Origin of the sequence: Streptomyces bungoensis, from assembly GCF_001514215.1 — a bacterium.
Classification (GTDB): Bacteria; Actinomycetota; Actinomycetes; order Streptomycetales; family Streptomycetaceae; genus Streptomyces; species Streptomyces bungoensis.
Map to the genome: position 1 here is coordinate 90,727 of NZ_KQ948872.1, position 16,218 is coordinate 106,944.

At 71.7% G+C, this 16,218-nt stretch carries 17 protein-coding genes; 8 read left to right on the top strand and 9 right to left on the bottom strand.

What is annotated here, in order from left to right; translation table 11 throughout:
• Window positions 1-165: 165 nt before the first annotated feature.
• Window positions 166-519, top strand: coding sequence for a hypothetical protein (locus AQJ66_RS31685; RefSeq protein WP_159052671.1), 354 nt, complete (start codon window positions 166-168; stop codon window positions 517-519).
• Window positions 520-604: 85 nt separating this feature from the next.
• On the opposite strand, the gene AQJ66_RS31690 is transcribed toward AQJ66_RS31685, so the two are convergent.
• The 6 genes from AQJ66_RS31690 to AQJ66_RS31715 all read right to left on the bottom strand — a co-directional run bounded on the left by AQJ66_RS31690 (window position 605) and on the right by AQJ66_RS31715 (window position 5,792).
• Window positions 605-1,222 carry a hypothetical protein gene (locus AQJ66_RS31690; protein WP_159052672.1) on the bottom strand — a complete coding sequence of 206 codons (618 nt, stop codon included), beginning with the start codon at window positions 1,220-1,222 and terminating at the stop codon, window positions 605-607.
• A 13-nt stretch (window positions 1,223-1,235) separates the two neighbouring features.
• On the bottom strand, window positions 1,236-2,498 hold the full coding sequence (locus AQJ66_RS31695) for an ABC transporter permease (RefSeq protein ID WP_159052673.1): 1,263 nt from the start codon (window positions 2,496-2,498) through the stop codon (window positions 1,236-1,238).
• Window positions 2,498-3,250 carry an ATP-binding cassette domain-containing protein gene (locus AQJ66_RS31700; RefSeq protein ID WP_244162990.1) on the bottom strand — a complete coding sequence of 251 codons (753 nt, stop codon included), beginning with the start codon at window positions 3,248-3,250 and terminating at the stop codon, window positions 2,498-2,500. Before AQJ66_RS31700 ends, AQJ66_RS31695 begins: the two co-directional genes overlap by 1 nt.
• Window positions 3,251-3,328: 78 nt before the next feature.
• On the bottom strand, window positions 3,329-3,676 hold the full coding sequence (locus AQJ66_RS31705; protein WP_061928819.1) for a hypothetical protein: 348 nt from the start codon (window positions 3,674-3,676) through the stop codon (window positions 3,329-3,331).
• Window positions 3,677-3,871: 195 nt separating this feature from the next.
• Window positions 3,872-5,146 (bottom strand): glycosyltransferase 87 family protein, encoded by a 1,275-nt coding sequence (locus AQJ66_RS31710; RefSeq protein WP_244162991.1) that lies wholly within the window; start codon window positions 5,144-5,146, stop codon window positions 3,872-3,874.
• Window positions 5,147-5,342: 196 nt separating this feature from the next.
• Window positions 5,343-5,792, bottom strand: a complete 450-nt coding sequence (locus tag AQJ66_RS31715; protein ID WP_061928820.1) for an ATP-binding protein — start codon at window positions 5,790-5,792, stop codon at window positions 5,343-5,345.
• A gap of 118 nt (window positions 5,793-5,910) precedes the next feature.
• Between AQJ66_RS31715 and AQJ66_RS31720 the strand changes: the two genes are divergently transcribed.
• The 5 genes from AQJ66_RS31720 (at window position 5,911) to AQJ66_RS31740 (ending at window position 12,013) form a co-directional block, all read left to right on the top strand.
• Window positions 5,911-6,774 (top strand): helix-turn-helix domain-containing protein, encoded by an 864-nt coding sequence (locus AQJ66_RS31720; protein ID WP_244162992.1) that lies wholly within the window; start codon window positions 5,911-5,913, stop codon window positions 6,772-6,774.
• A complete protein-coding gene (locus AQJ66_RS31725) occupies window positions 6,771-7,037 on the top strand; it encodes a DUF397 domain-containing protein (protein ID WP_061928823.1) in 267 nt (88 codons plus the stop codon). The genes AQJ66_RS31720 and AQJ66_RS31725 overlap by 4 nt, the downstream gene beginning before the upstream one ends.
• Before the next feature lie 56 nt (window positions 7,038-7,093).
• A complete protein-coding gene (locus AQJ66_RS31730; protein WP_061928825.1) occupies window positions 7,094-7,912 on the top strand; it encodes an ATP-grasp domain-containing protein in 819 nt (272 codons plus the stop codon).
• A gap of 115 nt (window positions 7,913-8,027) precedes the next feature.
• On the top strand, window positions 8,028-8,822 hold the full coding sequence (locus tag AQJ66_RS31735) for an AfsR/SARP family transcriptional regulator (protein WP_061928827.1): 795 nt from the start codon (window positions 8,028-8,030) through the stop codon (window positions 8,820-8,822).
• Window positions 8,823-9,019: 197 nt separating this feature from the next.
• The gene (locus tag AQJ66_RS31740; RefSeq protein ID WP_244162993.1) at window positions 9,020-12,013 is read left to right on the top strand and encodes an AfsR/SARP family transcriptional regulator; all 2,994 of its coding nucleotides are present in this window, start codon (window positions 9,020-9,022) and stop codon (window positions 12,011-12,013) included.
• A 461-nt stretch (window positions 12,014-12,474) separates the two neighbouring features.
• Here the strand turns inward: AQJ66_RS31740 and AQJ66_RS38595 are convergent, their stop codons facing one another.
• The 3 genes from AQJ66_RS38595 to AQJ66_RS31755 all read right to left on the bottom strand — a co-directional run bounded on the left by AQJ66_RS38595 (window position 12,475) and on the right by AQJ66_RS31755 (window position 13,913).
• On the bottom strand, window positions 12,475-12,675 hold the full coding sequence (locus AQJ66_RS38595; RefSeq protein ID WP_061928831.1) for a hypothetical protein: 201 nt from the start codon (window positions 12,673-12,675) through the stop codon (window positions 12,475-12,477).
• A gap of 164 nt (window positions 12,676-12,839) precedes the next feature.
• On the bottom strand, window positions 12,840-13,499 hold the full coding sequence (locus tag AQJ66_RS31750) for a class I SAM-dependent DNA methyltransferase (protein WP_061928833.1): 660 nt from the start codon (window positions 13,497-13,499) through the stop codon (window positions 12,840-12,842).
• A 210-nt stretch (window positions 13,500-13,709) separates the two neighbouring features.
• Window positions 13,710-13,913 carry a cold-shock protein gene (locus tag AQJ66_RS31755; protein WP_003992177.1) on the bottom strand — a complete coding sequence of 68 codons (204 nt, stop codon included), beginning with the start codon at window positions 13,911-13,913 and terminating at the stop codon, window positions 13,710-13,712.
• A gap of 286 nt (window positions 13,914-14,199) precedes the next feature.
• Here AQJ66_RS31755 and AQJ66_RS31760 point away from each other — a divergent pair, with 286 nt between their 5' ends.
• Both AQJ66_RS31760 and AQJ66_RS31765 read left to right on the top strand, forming a co-directional pair.
• Complete coding sequence (locus AQJ66_RS31760; RefSeq protein ID WP_061928835.1) at window positions 14,200-15,048, top strand: menaquinone biosynthetic enzyme MqnA/MqnD family protein; 849 nt, start codon at window positions 14,200-14,202, stop codon at window positions 15,046-15,048.
• A 133-nt stretch (window positions 15,049-15,181) separates the two neighbouring features.
• Window positions 15,182-16,218, top strand: a 1,037-nt coding sequence (locus tag AQJ66_RS31765) for a serine/threonine-protein kinase (protein ID WP_159052674.1), incomplete at its 3' end; no start/stop codon positions are given.

Here is a 16,218-nt window from a genome sequence, read left to right on the forward strand (position 1 = left end):
CGCGTTGCGCAACGGAAATCCTGATGCGATCATGACAGTCGGCGCGAGCGTTTCACTGCTCATGCCTTTCAGTCAACCACCGGTGGTGGAACAAAGGTTGGGGTTACGGCGGGGCAACGCCGTTATCCCACCCCGCCGCCGGTCTGCACATCAGGAGAAATGAATATGGCGGAACTCACTCGATCCGCGGCGCAGACGAGAAAGAAGATGGTGCGAGCGGTCGCGATCGCGGGCCTGGCCGCGGCAGCCGTCACCGTGACCGCCCCGACCGCGATGGCCAGCGGCACGAGCAGCAAGACGTACGGCTGTTATTCCACCTGGGGCAACACCGGCTCCAACGGACACTGCCAGTCGGTGACGCGTACCGGTGACTTCCAGAACGAGATCGATTGCAGCCTCTCCGGAGACTCGTCGATCTGGTACCTGTTCCACTCCGGCTCCGCCCACGCCAGTTGGGGCTACGTGGAGTGCACCTTCTCCGCCAACAAGTCCTGGATCAACTTCAAGGTCGACTCGTAAGAAGCGACGCTGGTTCAGTACCGCAGGGGTGCCCCGGCTCGGGGCACCCCTGCGGTGCGTCCGTGGCAGACGATTCCCCTGCCCGCTACCTGCTCCGCCGGAATGCGCGCAGGAAACGGTTGAGGCGCCACGGAGTCAGCGCCATCGCGCCGCCGCCCGCCAGCAGGCTGCCGACGGCGATCCCCCAGCACGGCATCGAGGATCCGGGCTGATCCGTCCAGTCCCACCACCGGAACCGCCCCAGGCCGTCGATCTGCCAGTACGTCAGGGGGAACAGGGTGACCAGGGGAAGGATCCAGGAAAACCTCCATCCCCATGCCCGCCCGGAAAGCAGAGCGAGCCCGACCCAGATCAGCAGGCCTCTCAGGAGCAGCAGAACGGTGTCCATGGGGCTGACGAACGCCTCCGCCGCGACGAGCAGCGCGGCCGCCGCCGAGACGGCCCCGACGATGCAGGAGATCTCGACTCGCCTGAACCCGCTCGCCGCCGTCTCCTCCAGGGAGTCCATGGCGCTGCCGAGACCGCCTACGGCGAGCACGGCCAGGGCGAGGGGGATCTCATGCCGCAGAGGGGTCGCCGAGGACCCGCTGCCGCTGAAGGGGAAGTCGAGCCGGGCGGACCCGAACGCCACATCGCACGCGATCAGCACGGCCCAGCCCACCGCGATGCCGCGGAAGCGATGAGCCCGGAGGTAGTCGATCAAGGACTCCCGGAGATCAGGCACAGCGCGTACCCTCGATCACCTTGAGCCGCTTCTTCGCCCAGGACTGCTGTGCCGGCTCGGGCTGGTGGATCAGCCTCGCGATCGCCTTCTGGTCGACACCAGGCGGCCCCCCGTGGATGTCGGACGGCTGCCCGGCGCCCGAGATCCGGGCCGCGAGCCACGAGTCGAGCTCGAAGTACGCCATGGTGCGCCGGTCTTCGGCGTCGCTGTTCTGCGCCGGGCAGTAGCGCGGGGTGGACGCCCGGGAGACCGCGATGGACATGCTGTCGGCCACCTCCCACATGGACCCTTCGAAGATCTTGAAGTCGGTGTCCTGCCCCTTGCCCCCCCTCAGCCCTTCCTCGTAGAACGCCGAGGGGGAGGTGATGGCGGGAGGCAGTTCGGACACGCGCTTCGCCATCGCTTCCAGCCGCGGCATGTACTTGCGCTCCTCGGGCCATACACAGATCTTCGGCTCGGCACGCGTGCACATCGGGGCACTCCGACTCGCTCGCGCCGTCTGCACCGGTCCTGCCGTGAGCACGCCGGCCAGGCACGCGACGGCCAGTGCCGCGCTGCCGATGGCCGGCAGCCTGGCGATCACCTTCCCTCGTGCGCCGCTGTATCCGGGCAGCGTGCGCGGCGTGAGAACGGCGACGGCCACCGCGGTGAGCGCCAGACCCCAGCGAACGGCCAGGTGCTCCGGACTCACTTCCACGGCGGGCCCGCCGGAGAGCACGAACAGGCCGGCCTCCATCGGGCCGCCGTTCATCGTCACCACCACGAAGCAGGCCAGTCCGCAGATGACCGGGGCGGCGAACGCGGAGGGGAACCACCGCCCGGCCATGTGGCCGATGGCGATGCACAGAACGATGAGCGCCGCCCCCAGCAGCAGGTAACCGGGCCACAGGAATCCGGGTCCCGCGTCGTCGTAACTGACCGCCGCGGCGACCCCGGCACCCACGGCGTAGGCGACACCGCCGTACACGGCGACTGCCGCGAGGTGAGCTGCCTCGACCTGCCATCTGGGCCTGGTGCCCGCGGTGTGCTGGTCCTCGAAGCCGAGCCGGTGGATCCGGCCGGAGGCCCAGGCGGCGTAGGCCGCCAGGAACGGGCCGAGATAGAAGGCGGGTATCTGGGCCGCCGCACTCGCCTGCGGCCAGACGCCGATCCACCACTGGGAGCGGCCGAAGAGCACCGCCACGTCCAGGGCGACGAGGACGGGGAACCACCAGCGCAGGGGAGAGCGCCGCAGCTCCATCAAGAGGATGCGCATCAGGAAAGCGCCCCCTGCCCGGACAGCGCCGCCATGTATCCGCGTTCCAGCGGGCTGTCGCCGGCGACTCCCGATCGGGCGTTGTCCGCGAGGGCCTCGGGGGTGCCGCGGAAGAGGAACCTCCCGGACTGCATGACGACGACCTGGTCGCAGACCGCCGCCACGTCCTCGACGAGGTGGGTGCTCAGGACGATCGCGGAATCCGTCAGCGACCTGATCAGCTCGCGGAACTCCAGGCGCTGTTTCGGGTCCAGTCCGACGGTCGGTTCGTCCAGGAGCAGCAGTCGCGGCGAGCCGACGATGGCCGCGGCTATGCCTGCGCGCCGCAACATGCCACCGGAGAGGGACTTCATCGTGGCCTGTGCTCGTTCGTCGAGAAGGACGGATGCGATCGCTTTCCGAGTCGCGTCGTGGGCCTGACCATGGGGGACCCCGCGCAGCCACGCGCTGTATCGGACGAAGTCGTAGACCGAAAAGGACGGGTAATATCCGAATTCCTGGGGCAGGTACCCGATCGTGGTGCGGGCCGCCCTGGCCGACCGCTCGGAGTGCACTTTTCTGCCGCAGATCTCCAGGGTCCCCTCCTGGGGAGGCGTGACCGTGGCGAGAGTGCGGAGAAGTGTCGACTTTCCCGCACCGTTGGGGCCCAGAAGCCCATAGACCCCCACGGGGAGATCCCAGTCGAGACCGGTGATCACCTGGTGCCGACCGTAGCCCTGAGCTATTCCCGACAGCGATGCGATCGGTTCCACGTTGTTCCTTTCACGTGCGTGACCGGGTGCCGCCCAAGGGCGGCACCCGGTCACATCACCTCTGCATGCCGAGCTATCTCAAGACGTGTACATGATGTAGGACTTGCTGATGTTGTACGTGCACTCGACTCCGCCCCACTTCGGGTTCGAGTCCCCGATCCAGAAGTCCGTCCAGAGGGAGTCCTCCTTACCGAACGTGCACTCGCCGCGGTTCTTGTACTGGCCGTTCTTCGTCACCTTGACGCAGTGACCCACCGATCCGGTGCTCCCCCAGGTGGAGTAGCAACCGTTGAGCTTCGGGCTCGTGCCGCTCGCCAGCGCGGACGGGGTGGCGAGGGCGACGGCCGCGATCACCACGCCGGCGAGCGCGGTGACGCGCGCTATCGTGTTCCGCGCCTGTCTTACTGGCTGGGTGTGCTCCGTCATCACTGTCTCCTCCTGATGTGCAGAGCGATGGCGGGGGTGGGGCCGCAGCGTTGCCCCGCTGCGGCCCCAACCATGCTGTCCCACCATCGATCGATCGATTGCGAAGGCCTGAAAAGCACCCTTCGCATTTGTCATGATCATACCAAATTAGTGGATCTTGCGACGGCTTGGTGGAGTAGCCGCGCTCCGCCCCGGCTACTCGGATCGGCCGGCCCGGCGCGAAGCGGACGCCTCGATGCCCGCCGACAGGGCGGCGGCGAAGCGGGGCCACGTCAGCAGGACGACCGGGTAGATGGCGTAGCCGATGCGGGTCGCCGGGGACAGCACGATCGCCAGCGTCAGACCGAGCGCCAGCCGGTCGGCACCGGCCACGGGGCTCCGCGGCGGACGGATCAGGAGCGAGAGGCCCACACCCGCGGCGCTCAGCGCGATGAGTGCCATCGTGACCGCCTCACCGTGCGGCACCAGTGCGGTGATCAGGCGGCCCAGTAGCGGGCTCTGCGCGGACGATGCCGTGGGACCGAGCCCCGACGGGTAGAGGACGACGTTGCGGTAGAAGGCACCGCTGTGTGCCACGGCCACGGGCAGGACGGTGACCAGGGCGATTCCCACGGATGCCGCTGCGCACTTGAGCGCGGCACGCCGCCCGCCGCGTATCGCCAGCACGGCGACCAGTACCGGGATGGCCGGCCAGGCGGTCCACTTCAGCGCGGCCGCCGCGCCGAGGGCCAGCCCGGCCCGGCCGGCGTCGCCCCGCTGTGTGAAGGCCAGGGCCAGGCACATCAACCCGATGACCGGCGGGTCCACGCCACCGATGGTGAGCGGCAGCGCGACGACGGGACAGGCGGAAAGCCACAGCACGCCCGTCCTGCCGGTGACCCCGCGCGGGGTGCCGGCCCGGCGGGCCTCCCCGTCCCGGCCACTGGTCAGCACCCGTATCGCGCACGCCATGGCTGCCAGGAAACCGACGAGGAACCACAACCGGGCGCTGCTGAACGGCGAGTCGCCGAACAGCATGTGCGGTATCCCGAAGAGCGCCATGCCGGGGAGGTAGGGGTTGAAGTCCCGCACCACGTGCGGTGTGGGGCGGTACGGATTCCCGGAGGCGAACAGCAGGTCGGCCGCGCGTTCCACGACACCGACCTCCATCTGCTCCTTGCTGATCACCGTGAGGTACAGCAGGGGCACGACGAGCGCACCGACGACCGCGACCACGGCCGGGGCCGGCGCCCACGGCGCGGACGATCTCGCCGCGACCAGTGCGGCACAGCCGTACCCCACCGCGGCGGCCAGACCCCATGCCTCCTGCGAGGTGTCGGCGGGCGACAGCAGGCCCACCACGAGTGCGGACACGGCGCAGACCACCAGCAGCGGCCAGTCCCACCGTCGCTCGAGGCGCGGCGACTCGGCGGTGACGGCCGCGGCTGCCGGGGTGGTGCCCGACTCCTGTACGGAAACGGTGGTTGACATCAGGCGCCGGACCTTCGGCGTTTGCGGAGGCCGAGGCCTGCCGCGCGGTACTGCCGTCTAGGCGCGTCGGATCCGTGGAAGCCGCGTGGGAGTAAACCGCCGGTGATGGCGCAACTCATAACTGGCGTACACATGTTGTAACCACTTTCGACTGTCGGCCCGACCGTGCTGCTGCGGGCATGCCCATGCCGAGCAGCTAGATGCGATCCAGTGGGTCTTCGTTCCATCCCCCACCGAGCTTCAGTTCCGCCCACACCGTCTTGCCGACCTCCCGTCGGCTCACCCCCCACACCGACGCCAGCACCTGCACCAGGCCCCGCCCGGTCTCCGCCTCCGGGTCCTCCGCCGCGAACCGCAGGGGGCGGTCGCCCCTCGGGTCGCTCACCTCGATACGCAAGGTGTTCGCCGCCGGCGTCAGCAGCAGCCGCAGCTCGAAGTCCCGCCCGGGAACGCGACCGTGGGTGACCGCGTTCGCGGCCAGTTCCGCCACGAGGTGCTGTGCGGTGTCGTTCGGGTCGCCGCCGTGCGGGTAACCCCAGGTGGCGAGCTGGTCGGCGGTCAGCCTGCGGGCCAGCCGGGCACCCCGGGGTGTGGCGCTCAGACGCTGGACGAGTTCCGTGGCGGGGGTGGAGATTTCTACGTTCACGTCACCGAGCGTGGTCGCTTCTCACTACGCTGACCAGGGGTGATCCCGCGACTACGCGGAGTCGTACGGCAGTCGTACGGCCGCTGTACGAGGTGTCGGCAGTGACCTGGAGGGTGGCGTGACGGAGGAGCAGGAGCGCAGGCCGGAGACCCCGGCCGAGGCCAACGGTGCCACGGCGGTGTTCGTCGTCCTCGGCAAGCAGTTGAAGTTGTTGCGGGAGAGGGCGGGGCTGAGCCAGAAGGAGTTCGGGCGGCTGGTGGGGTACGGGCCCGACCAGATCTCGGCGATGGAGCGGGGGGTGCGGACGCCGCGGCCGGAGTTTCTGGACCGGGCGGATGAACTCCTCAAGGCGGACGGCCTGTTCCGCGAGGTGATTCCCCAGGTCGAGGAGGCGATGACCAAGGCGCGGACGCGTCATCCCGAGTGGTACCGGAGCTATGCGGGGATGGAGGCGGAGGCGGTCGAGCTGCACGTCTACGCCAACCAGGCCATTCCCGGCCTCCTGCAGACCGAGGACTATGCCAGGTCCGTCTTCGGGCAACGGCGACCGTTCCTGAGCGAGGAGACCATCGAAAAGCGGGTGGTCGACCGGCTCTCCCGACAGCAGGTCTTCGACCGGTGGCCGCCACCGGTCGTGAGCTACGTCCTCGAAGAGGTCCTACTGGACCGGCCCATCGGTGGCCCGGCAGTCTTCAGGGACCAGCTGCGCAACCTGCTCCGGGTGGGCGGTCTGCGGAACGTCGAGATTCAGGTGATGCCCATCCGGTGCACCGAACACCCCAACTTGGACAGTGCGTTCAATCTCCTTGTGCCTAAGGGGTACGCGCAAGTCGCGTACCTGGAGGCGCAGGGCTTCCCGCAGCTCATTCATGACGGGGAGGAGGTCCGCAAGATCGCCGATCGCTATGGAATCATGCGCGCAATGGCACTCAGTCCCTTGGAGTCCCGCTCTCTGATCGCCCAGAAGCTGGAGGAGCTATGAGCATCGAGAACCTCGTCTGGTTCAAGTCAAGCCATAGCAGCGGGGAAGGGGGCGAATGCCTCGAACTCGCCTACCACTGGCGCAAGTCGACATACAGCGACGGTGAAGGCGGCCAGTGCCTCGAAGTCGCCGCCCACCCCACCGCCATCCACGTCCGAGACTCCAAGCAACCCCCCGCCGCCCCCCACCTCACCCTCACCCCCGCCGCCTGGGCCGCGTTCCTCCCGGTGGCCGCCGGGAACCGGCCGGGAACCAATCGGTAACGTCCCTTCGTAGCCTGCCTTAACACCCTCGCCGACTCCGTCCCCCGAGCAGAGGCATGAAAGAAGACATCGACGTCCGCCGGATCTTCCTGCTGAACCCGGACCAGCGCCTCCTGGAGGAGGCCGCTCACTCGGGTGTCCAAGTGCGCTCGGCCCAGGTCGACGCGATGGACGAGTCGGCGCTGCGCATACCCCTCGCGGAGGCCGCCGCGGCCGGGCTGTACGTCAACCCGGCCCGCGCCCTCTGGACGCTCGCGGACCCGGCCGCCGTACAGCGCCTGGTGCGGGACAACCGGCTGGCGCCCTGCGGCATCGAGGCCGCGCCCGGTGATCCACGGCTGACCGTGGAGACGCTGAGCGTGCACGGGATGCACCAGGCCGTCGGGATCACCGCCCGGACGCCGTACGGCCTGCTGCACCCGGCGCCGCTCACGGACGACGCCGCCGCCGAGGTGCGGGCGGTGGTGACGGCGCTGCTGGACCTGACCGGGTACCAGTACGGCCCGGCGCACACGAGCGTCGCCCTGACCGCGCGCGGCCCGGTCATCACCGGCTGCCGGGCGGGGCTCGGCGACGACCCGGTGCCGGAGCTGGTGCGGGCGGCCGGCGGGTGCGACCTGGCCGCCGGGGCCGTCGCCGTGCTGGCCGGGCGGCTGGTGGAGCCGGCGCGCCCGCACCGCTTCGCGGCCGCCGTCGTGCTGGAGGCGCCGTGGAAGCCGGGGAGCGCCGAGGTGGGCGGGCTGCCGGGGGTCCTGCACGTGGTGGCGCCCGAGCCGCCGCGGCCGGGCCACGTCGTGATCGAGGTCGACTCGCCGGAGACGGCGGAGCGGCAGGTGGCCGACCTGCGGGCCCTGGTCCTCGGCGAGGACGGCTGACCGGGGATCCTTGATCGGGAACGGATCGGGAACGATCCGGTAGGGGCCGCCCGCACTGTTGATACGTCGCCGGGAGAAGGACGACGACGCCACGTCAACGGGAGGCGGAGTCAGGATGCTGAAGTTCTCGATCCTCGGTGCACTGCAGATCCGCACCGTGTCCGGTCCTGCGGAGATCTCCGGTGACCTGCAGCGCACGCTGGTGCAGACCCTGCTGGTCAGCGAGAGCCGGCCGGTGTCCGGGGAGACCCTCGTCGAGGAGATGTGGGGCGACGCCGGGCCCGACAACCAGGCCAACGCCCTGCAGGCGCACGTCAGCCGGCTGCGCCGCAGGCTGCGCGTGCTGGAGCCGGGCCGGCCCGCGTCCCGGGTGACCATCCACCCCTCCGGCTACCGGCTCGTGGTCGGCGAGGGCGAACTGGACGCCGCCGAGTTCGTGCGGGCCGTACGGCAGGCGGAGTCCGCCGGGCCGCACGACGCGGCGCACACCGCCCGGCTGCTCGGGGAGGCGCTGGCGCTGTGGCGCGGGCCCGTCTTCGGCGGGTTCGCCGCCGGGACCGTGTGCCAGCTGGCCGGCGCCCGCTACGAGGAGTACCGGATGCGGGCGATGGAACTGCGGTTCGACGCCGAGCTGCGGCTCGGCCGGCACGCGGCGATCCTCGCCGAACTGACCGAGGCGCACACCTACTACCCGCTGCGTGAGCGGTTCTGCGAGCAGCTGATGATCGCCCTGTACTGCTCGGGCAGACAGGCCGACGCGCTGGACGTCTTCCAGCGGATGCGCCGCCACCTGGACGACGAACTCGGCATCCAGCCCTCGCCCGCACTGCGCCAGGTGGAGAGCGCGATCCTCTGCCACGACCCGGCGCTGGCCGGTGATGCGCGTTCTTCCCTCCTCCAGCTCGCCTGAAGATGGTTAGCTGTGCGGGTGGGCCGACAGGCACCGCACGCTGATGCGAACGCGCTCTTTCGCGGGAATGGTTCGGGATACAACCTAGGATTGTCCCGAGCATCTCGGGCTGGGGATCGCGACGGGGCGGGGGGTACGGGTTCGTGGAGTCGGCGGCATCCGGTCTGCCTGGTGTGCGGTTCAACATCCTCGGCTCGTTGGAAGGCTGGCACGGCGAGCACCGGCTGAGACTCGGCAGTCCCACCCAGGAGCGCGTCCTCGTCACGCTGTTACTGGAGCCCGGGCGCATGGTGCCGATGCCCCGGCTCGTGGCCGCCGCCTGGGACGAGGAACCGCCGCAGACCGCCGGGCACCAGGTCCGCAAGGCCGTCGCGGCGCTGCGCACCCGCATCCCGGGCGGCGCCCAGGTGATCGTCACCGACGGCGCCGGGTACCGGGCGGTGCTCGGCGAGGACCAGCTGGACCTGCACGAGTTCCACCGCCACGCGCGGGAGGCCCGGCAGGCGGTGGCCGCCGGACGGCCCCAGGAGGCCGTCCACCACCTGCGGACCTGCCTGGACCTGTGGCGCGGCCCGGTGATGGCCGGCGCGGGCGGCGACGTGATCTCCGCGGCCTCGGCGGCCCTCGAGGAACGGCACATGGCGGTCGCCGAGCAGTACTTCGAACTCCAGCTGGAACTCGGCCAGTCCGGCGACCTGGTCGGCCCGCTGCGCGAGCTGGTCACCGCCCACCCGCTGCGGGAGACCCTGCGCGGCCGGCTGATGCTCGCCCTGTACCGGGCGGGCCGGCAGGCGGAGGCGCTGGAGGAGTTCGGCCGGATGCGCGAGCTGCTCGTGGAGGAGCTGGGCATCGACCCCGGCGCCGAGCTGACCCGGCTGTACGAGGCGATACTGCGCGACAGCCCCGAGGTGGCACCCCGGGTGCCGCAGTCGGTCGCCGAGCGCGCCGCCCTGCTCGTACCGGCCCCGCTCGCCCAGCCCGACGCCTCCGAGCCGGCGCCCTGCACCCTGCCGTACGACCTGCCGGACTTCACCGGCCGGGACGGGGAGCTGGCCCGGCTCCTGGAGGCGGGCCGCGCCCCGGGCGGGCAGTCCACCCGGATCGTCGGCGTGGACGGCATGGGCGGCAGCGGCAAGACCGCCCTCGCCGTGCACGCGGCGCACCTGCTGGCCGCCGACTACCCCGACGGGCAGCTCTTCGTGGACCTGCGCGGCTTCAGCCCCGGCGAGAAGGCGCAGGAACCGGGCGCCGTGCTGCACTCCCTGCTGCGCCTCGTGGGCGTCCCGGACGAGCGCATCCCCGAGGACGTGGAACGGCGCCACACACTGTGGCGAACCGTTTCCGCCCAGCGCAAGCTGCTGCTGCTCCTCGACAACGCCGCCGACGCCGCCCAGGTGCGCCCGCTGCTGCCCACGTCCGAGAACTGCCTGGTCATCCTCACCGGCCGGGTCCGCATGCTGGACCTCGACGGCGCCGAGTGGCTCTCCCTCGGCCTGCTGTCCGCCGGCGACAGCGCCACGCTGCTCACCCGCATGCTCGGCGACGGCCGCACCGCCGCCGAGCCCGGGGCCGTCACCGAGCTGGCCCGGCTGTGCTGCGGGCTGCCGCTCGCCCTGCGCATCACCACCGCCCGGCTGCGCAACCGGCCCCGGTGGACCGTGCAGTACCTGGTCGACCGGCTCGCCGACGAGACCCGGCGGCTGCGTGAGCTGAGCGCCGGGGAACGCAGCGTCGAGGCCACGCTGAGACTGTCGTACCAGGCGATGGAGGCGGACCAGCGCGGCGCCTTCCGGCTGCTCGGGCTGCACCCCGGCAGCGCCATCGACGTCCACTCCGCCGCCGCGCTGCTCGACACGGACGTCCACGACGCCGAGGACGTCCTGGAGGACCTGCTCGACGCGCACCTGCTGGAACAGCACGAGGCGGGGCTGTACGGCTTCCACGACCTGGTGCGCACCTACGCGATGAGCGTGCGGGAGGCCGAGGACGACGAGACGGGCGCCGTCGAACGGCTGGTCGGCTACTACGCGCAGGCCGCGAACCAGGCCTGCGAGGTGCTCTTCCCCGGCCGCGAACGCTTCGACGACTCCGGCGAGGACGGCGTACCCGAACTGCCCCGGATGGAGGGCGACGAGCAGGCGCTGCGCTGGTTCGACCGGGAGCACGAGGCGCTGCTCGCGGTCGTCGCCAAGGCGGGCGCCCGGGGCATGCACCGGCGCGCCGCGCTGCTCGCCCGCGACATGCTGTTCCACCTGGACCTGCGCGGCCATTACGAGGAGTTCCGGGCGGTCGGGCGGATCGGCGTCGACGCCTGCCGGCAGCTCGACGACCCGACGCTGCTCGGCGTCAGCCTGGGCAACCTGGCCGTCGGCCACTGGTGGCTCGGCGACTTCCAGGACGGCATCACCACCGCCCAGGAGGCGCTGGAGCTGGCCGCCTCCCGAGACCGCCGGGGCGAGGCGCTGTGCATCGACGTGCTCGGCCTGCTGCACGGGGCCCTCGGCGAGTTCGACGAGGCCCGCGCCTACCTGGACCAGGGCATCGCGCTGCACCGGGAGCTGGGCAACCACCGGGCGGAGGCGGTGGCGCTGGCCAACCTCAGCACCGTGCAGACCTGGGCGGGCCACTACGCCGAGGCCGCCCGGCACGCGGCCCGGGCCACCGAGCTGAACCGGCGCCTCGGTGAGCGCAGCAACCAGATCTCCTCGCTGTCCTGGCTGGCGCTGGCCCACCTGGGCACCGGCGAGGACGAACGGGCGCGGGCCTGCCTCGCCCAGGCCCTGGAACTGTGCGACGAGTCCCGCAAGCCCGGGAACGTGGCCTTCGTCCTCGCCCACTGGGCGCGGGTCTGCCAGCGCCTCGGCGAGGTCCGCTCGGCCGCCGCCCACGCCGAACGCGCCCTGGACCTGGTCCTTGCGGAGGGCACGGCCCTGCGCCAGGCGGCCGTGGTCAACGCGGTCGGCCTGGTCCACCTGCACGGCGGCGCCCCCGGGCGCGCCCTGGACCTGCACCGCCAGGCCCACCAGCTGGCCTCCCGCCTCGGCTACCGCTTCGAGACGGCCCGCGCCCTCCACGGCATGGCCGAGGCGTCCCGCGCTCTGGGCGACACCCCCACGGCCGACGCACACCACCGCGCGGCGGAGGAGCTGTACGACGCGATGGGGGTCACGGAGGCGGGGCGGCGGTTGTAGGGGCGGCTGGGGGCGGGGCTTGCTGCCGTGCCGTCCTGTCTGCTCGGTGGCCCGGTGGCCCGGTGGCCCGGTGGCTCGGTGGCTCGGTGGCGCGGTGGCCCGGAGGTCTGGCGGTCTGGGGCGGTGTGGCGACTGCCGCGGGCGTGCGGCCGAGCGGAACTCGCGGCCCCGTCCCCCCCGGTGGTCGGCTTCCCGCTCCTGGCGCCTGGCTCCTGACGCCTGGCGCTGAGCGCTGTGCGCTGTGCGCTGTGCGCTGTGCGCTGTGCGGCTTTCGGCCTCGCGGCCGGGTGGCCCCGCGCACCCGCGCCGGCGGTGTGGCGCAGGCCCGGCCTGCCTGTTCTCCGGGCTTGCGGCTCCCCGACGGCCCTCCGGCGGCGCCCGCGGTCACCGCCCAAGAGGGAACGGCACCGGCGGGGTGGGGGCCCGTCGGTGCCGTTCGGGTGGTGCGGTGGGGCGTCCGGTCAGGGCTGGACGAGGCGGGGGCCGTGGTCGTCGGCCAGGACCGGGCCGGGCTGCGCCTGGGGCGACAGACCGGAGGCGATGTGCGCCAGGTACTGCTCCACACCGGTGGACGGAGCGGTCGCGGCGATCCCGAGCGTCAGGACACCTGCGCCGGTGAGCGCGACCAGAACCGTCTTCGTACGCAGTGCGAAGGTGCGCATAGCTGAGTTCCCCCCAGGCGGAGTCGGCGAGTCGGCTTCTGTTCCGGCCCCGGGGCTCTCCCTCCCCGGTGCCGCAACAGATGCTCCGGGGGAGCGGTCCCCGTGCCGTCCCCGCTGGTTCCCGGGACAGGTCGCGCCCCCGGTACTCCCGCTTTCAACCGGTATCAGGCCTGCTTACGGGCCATGAGGAGGGCCTGCGGGGTCGATTCGCCGAGCCGCTCGTCGGTCTCGCGGACGGTGCGGGAACCGAGGCGGAACCCGGCGTCCGCGAGCAGCCCGGCGACGTGCTCGGGGCGGCGCCGGTGGAAGTCCAGCGTCACCGGGTGCCCGAACGGCCGCTCCAGGCGCAGCGGCTCGTCCCCCACCTGGAAGGCGAGGAGCAGGTGCCCGCCGGGCGCCAGGACCCGGTGGAACTCGCCCAGCAGGCCGGGCAGCCGCTCCACCGGGGTGTGGATGATCGAGTACCAGGAGACGACACCGGCCAGCGCGCCGTCCGGCAGGGCGAGGTCCAGCATGGAGCCCTGCTCGTAGCGCAGCTCCGGATGCTCCCGCCGGGCCACCGCCAGCATCGACTCGGACAGGTCCACGCCGAACGCGTCCAGCCCCAGCCCGGCCAGGTGCGCGGTGACCCGCCCGGGCCCGCACCCGAGGTCGGCCACCGCCGCGCCGGCGCCCACCAGCTCCGCGAAGGCCGCGAACAGGGCCCGCTCCAGAGGCCTGCCGGAGAGGTCGTCGGGGAAGTGGTCCGCGTAGTCGTCGGCCACGGTGTCGTAGAAGGTGCGAGTGGCGGCGAGGAAGTCGGTCGCGTCAGGGGCATTGGTCATGGTGAGTGACCGTAGTGGGGACGACTGACAGCTCCGGGCCGTGGCCATGGGGCCGCTTTTCGGCCGGACATTTGATCCGTCCGGCTGAAATCATGCCGTTGCGGCGGTGTTTATGAACGGCGAATGAACTCACGGAAAAGGCAGGAGCCCCGTCGCCGGTGGCGCGGGGCTCCTTGGGTACTGCACTCAGGTTCTGCGATCAGGCAGTGATCAGACGGGAGTGACGTTCTCCGCCTGCGGACCCTTCGGGCCCTGGGTCACGTCGAAGCTCACCTGCTGGTTCTCCTCGAGGGAGCGGAAGCCGGAGGCGTTGATCGCGGAGTAGTGAACGAAGACGTCGGGGCCGCCGCCCTCCTGGGCGATGAAGCCAAAGCCCTTTTCGGCGTTGAACCACTTCACGGTTCCGGTAGCCATAAGCCCTCCTTGGGCCCAAAAGGGTTGCCCTGCTCCAGAACCTGCACGTGCGAACCACTGCTGCACAACTGCATTCCTCTGAAAACGACGAGAGCCCGCGGTCACATGCTCCGCAGGCTCTGTACTGCAAGGGAAACCAAACTGCAACTTGCGGCGAGCCTAGCACGCGGGCAGCCGAAAGCAATAGAGGTCAAGATCACGTCACCCGAATGTTTGAACCCCGGATGGACGCGTTGACGGTGGGGCCGGTCCCAGCACCGTACCGCACGGGGTCTAGTCTCGCGATGTGGACAATTCTCGCACCCGGCCGCGCGTCGGCCACATCCAGTTCCTGAACTGCCTGCCCCTCTACTGGGGGCTCGCGAGAACCGGCACGCTCCTCGACTTCGAGCTCACCAAGGACACCCCCGAGAAGCTCAGCGAGCAGCTCGTGCGCGGCGACCTCGACATCGGCCCCGTCACCCTCGTCGAGTTCCTGCGCAACGCCGACGACCTGGTCGCCTTCCCGGACATCGCCGTCGGGTGCGACGGCCCGGTGATGTCCTGCGTGATCGTCTCGCAGGTCCCGCTCGACCGGCTGGACGGTGCCCGCGTCGCCCTCGGCTCGACCTCCCGCACCTCGGTCCGCCTGGCCCAGCTGCTGCTGGCGGAACGGTTCGGCGTCGCGCCCGAGTACTACACCTGCCCGCCCGACCTCAGCCTGATGATGCAGGAGGCCGACGCCGCCGTCCTCATCGGCGACGCCGCGCTGCGCGCCAACCTGGTCGACGGCCCGCGCTACGGCCTGGACGTGCACGACCTCGGCTCGCTCTGGAAGGAGTGGACCGGCCTGCCGTTCGTCTTCGCGGTCTGGGCGGCCCGCCGCGACTACCTGGAGCGCGAGCCGGAGATCACCCGCAAGGTCCACGAGGCCTTCCTGGCCTCCCGCAACCTCTCCCTGGAGGAGGTCGGCAAGGTCGCCGAGCAGGCCGCCCGCTGGGAGGCCTTCGACGAGGCCACCCTGGAGCGGTACTTCACGACCCTCGACTTCAGCTTCGGCACGCCCCAGCTGGAGGCGGTCGCCGAGTTCGCCCGCCGCGTCGGCCCGACGACCGGCTTCCCGGCGGACGTGGCGGTGGATCTGCTGCGGCCGTAGTCGCGCCGGGATCCCGCGGGGCACCCGTCCCACCCAATACGCTGCGGGCGGTGGGGCGCCCTCGCGTTACGGAGCGGCGCCCGCCGGGGAGAGGCGTTACGGGGGAGAGGCGTTGGGGGGAGAAGTGGACGCCATGCAGCCGCTCGGAGCCGGCGAACCGGCCACCGTCGGGCCCTACCGGCTGCTCGGCCGGCTCGGCTCCGGCGGCATGGGCCGGGTCTACCTGGGCCGCAGCGCGGGCGGCCGTACGGTCGCCGTGAAGATCGTCCACCCGCACTTCGCGCTGGACGAGGAGTTCCGGGCCCGCTTCCGGCGCGAGGTCGAGGCCGCCCGCAGGGTCGGCGCCGCCTGGACCGCGCCCGTCCTGGACGCCGACCCGGAGGCCGCCGTGCCCTGGGTCGCCACCGGCTACGCGGCCGGCCCCTCGCTCGCCGCGGCCGTCGCGGACGCCGGCCCGCTGCCCGCGCACACCGTGCGGGCCCTGGGCGCGGGCCTCGCCGAGGCGCTGGCGGCGGTGCACGAACTGGGCCTCGTCCACCGGGACGTCAAGCCGTCCAACGTCCTGCTCACCCTGGACGGCCCGCTCCTCATCGACTTCGGCATCGCCCGGGCCACGGACGGCACCGCCTCCCTCACCTCGACCGGCGTCTCCGTCGGCTCACCCGGCTACATGTCCCCCGAGCAGATCCTCGGCCAGGGGGTCACCGGCGCGGCCGACGTCTTCTCCCTCGGCGCCGTCCTGGTCCACGCGGCGACCGGCGCACCGCCGTTCCCCGGCGACTCCTCCGCCGCGCTGCTCTACAAGGTCGTCCACGAGGAGCCGGAACTGGGCTCCCTGACCGGCGAGTTGCGCGAGGTGGCCACCGTCTGCCTGGCCAAGGACCCGTCGGCCCGCCCGGCCCCCGCCGACCTCGCGCGCCGCCTGGCCCCCGAGGGCGCCGCCCGCCTCGTCGCCGGCGGCTGGCTCCCGGGCCCCCTGGTGGAACAGGTCAGCCGCGCCGCCGTACGGCTGCTGAACCTGGACACGGGGGAGGTCGCGCCCTCGGGAGTGGTGGAGTTCAGCAGGACGGCGGTCGCGGGGCCGGAGGCGGCGGCCGATTCCGGCGCAGCCGGCCCGGACCTGGGGCCTGGTTCCGGACCGGTGCCCGGCTCGGGGGGAGGGCCCGGGGG

What these genes read in the sequence shown, in the direction of transcription:
- AQJ66_RS31685 (WP_159052671.1), top strand. Translation starts at nt 166, where the DNA reads ATGGCGGAACTCACTCGATCCGCGGCGCAGACGAGAAAGAAGATGGTG.
- AQJ66_RS31695 (WP_159052673.1), bottom strand. Translation starts at nt 2,498, where the DNA reads ATGCGCATCCTCTTGATGGAGCTGCGGCGCTCTCCCCTGCGCTGGTGG.
- AQJ66_RS31705 (WP_061928819.1), bottom strand. Translation starts at nt 3,676, where the DNA reads ATGACGGAGCACACCCAGCCAGTAAGACAGGCGCGGAACACGATAGCG.
- AQJ66_RS31710 (WP_244162991.1), bottom strand. Translation starts at nt 5,146, where the DNA reads ATGTCAACCACCGTTTCCGTACAGGAGTCGGGCACCACCCCGGCAGCC.
- AQJ66_RS31725 (WP_061928823.1), top strand. Translation starts at nt 6,771, where the DNA reads ATGAGCATCGAGAACCTCGTCTGGTTCAAGTCAAGCCATAGCAGCGGG.
- AQJ66_RS31730 (WP_061928825.1), top strand. Translation starts at nt 7,094, where the DNA reads ATGAAAGAAGACATCGACGTCCGCCGGATCTTCCTGCTGAACCCGGAC.
- AQJ66_RS31735 (WP_061928827.1), top strand. Translation starts at nt 8,028, where the DNA reads ATGCTGAAGTTCTCGATCCTCGGTGCACTGCAGATCCGCACCGTGTCC.
- AQJ66_RS38595 (WP_061928831.1), bottom strand. Translation starts at nt 12,675, where the DNA reads ATGCGCACCTTCGCACTGCGTACGAAGACGGTTCTGGTCGCGCTCACC.
- AQJ66_RS31750 (WP_061928833.1), bottom strand. Translation starts at nt 13,499, where the DNA reads ATGACCAATGCCCCTGACGCGACCGACTTCCTCGCCGCCACTCGCACC.
- AQJ66_RS31755 (WP_003992177.1), bottom strand. Translation starts at nt 13,913, where the DNA reads ATGGCTACCGGAACCGTGAAGTGGTTCAACGCCGAAAAGGGCTTTGGC.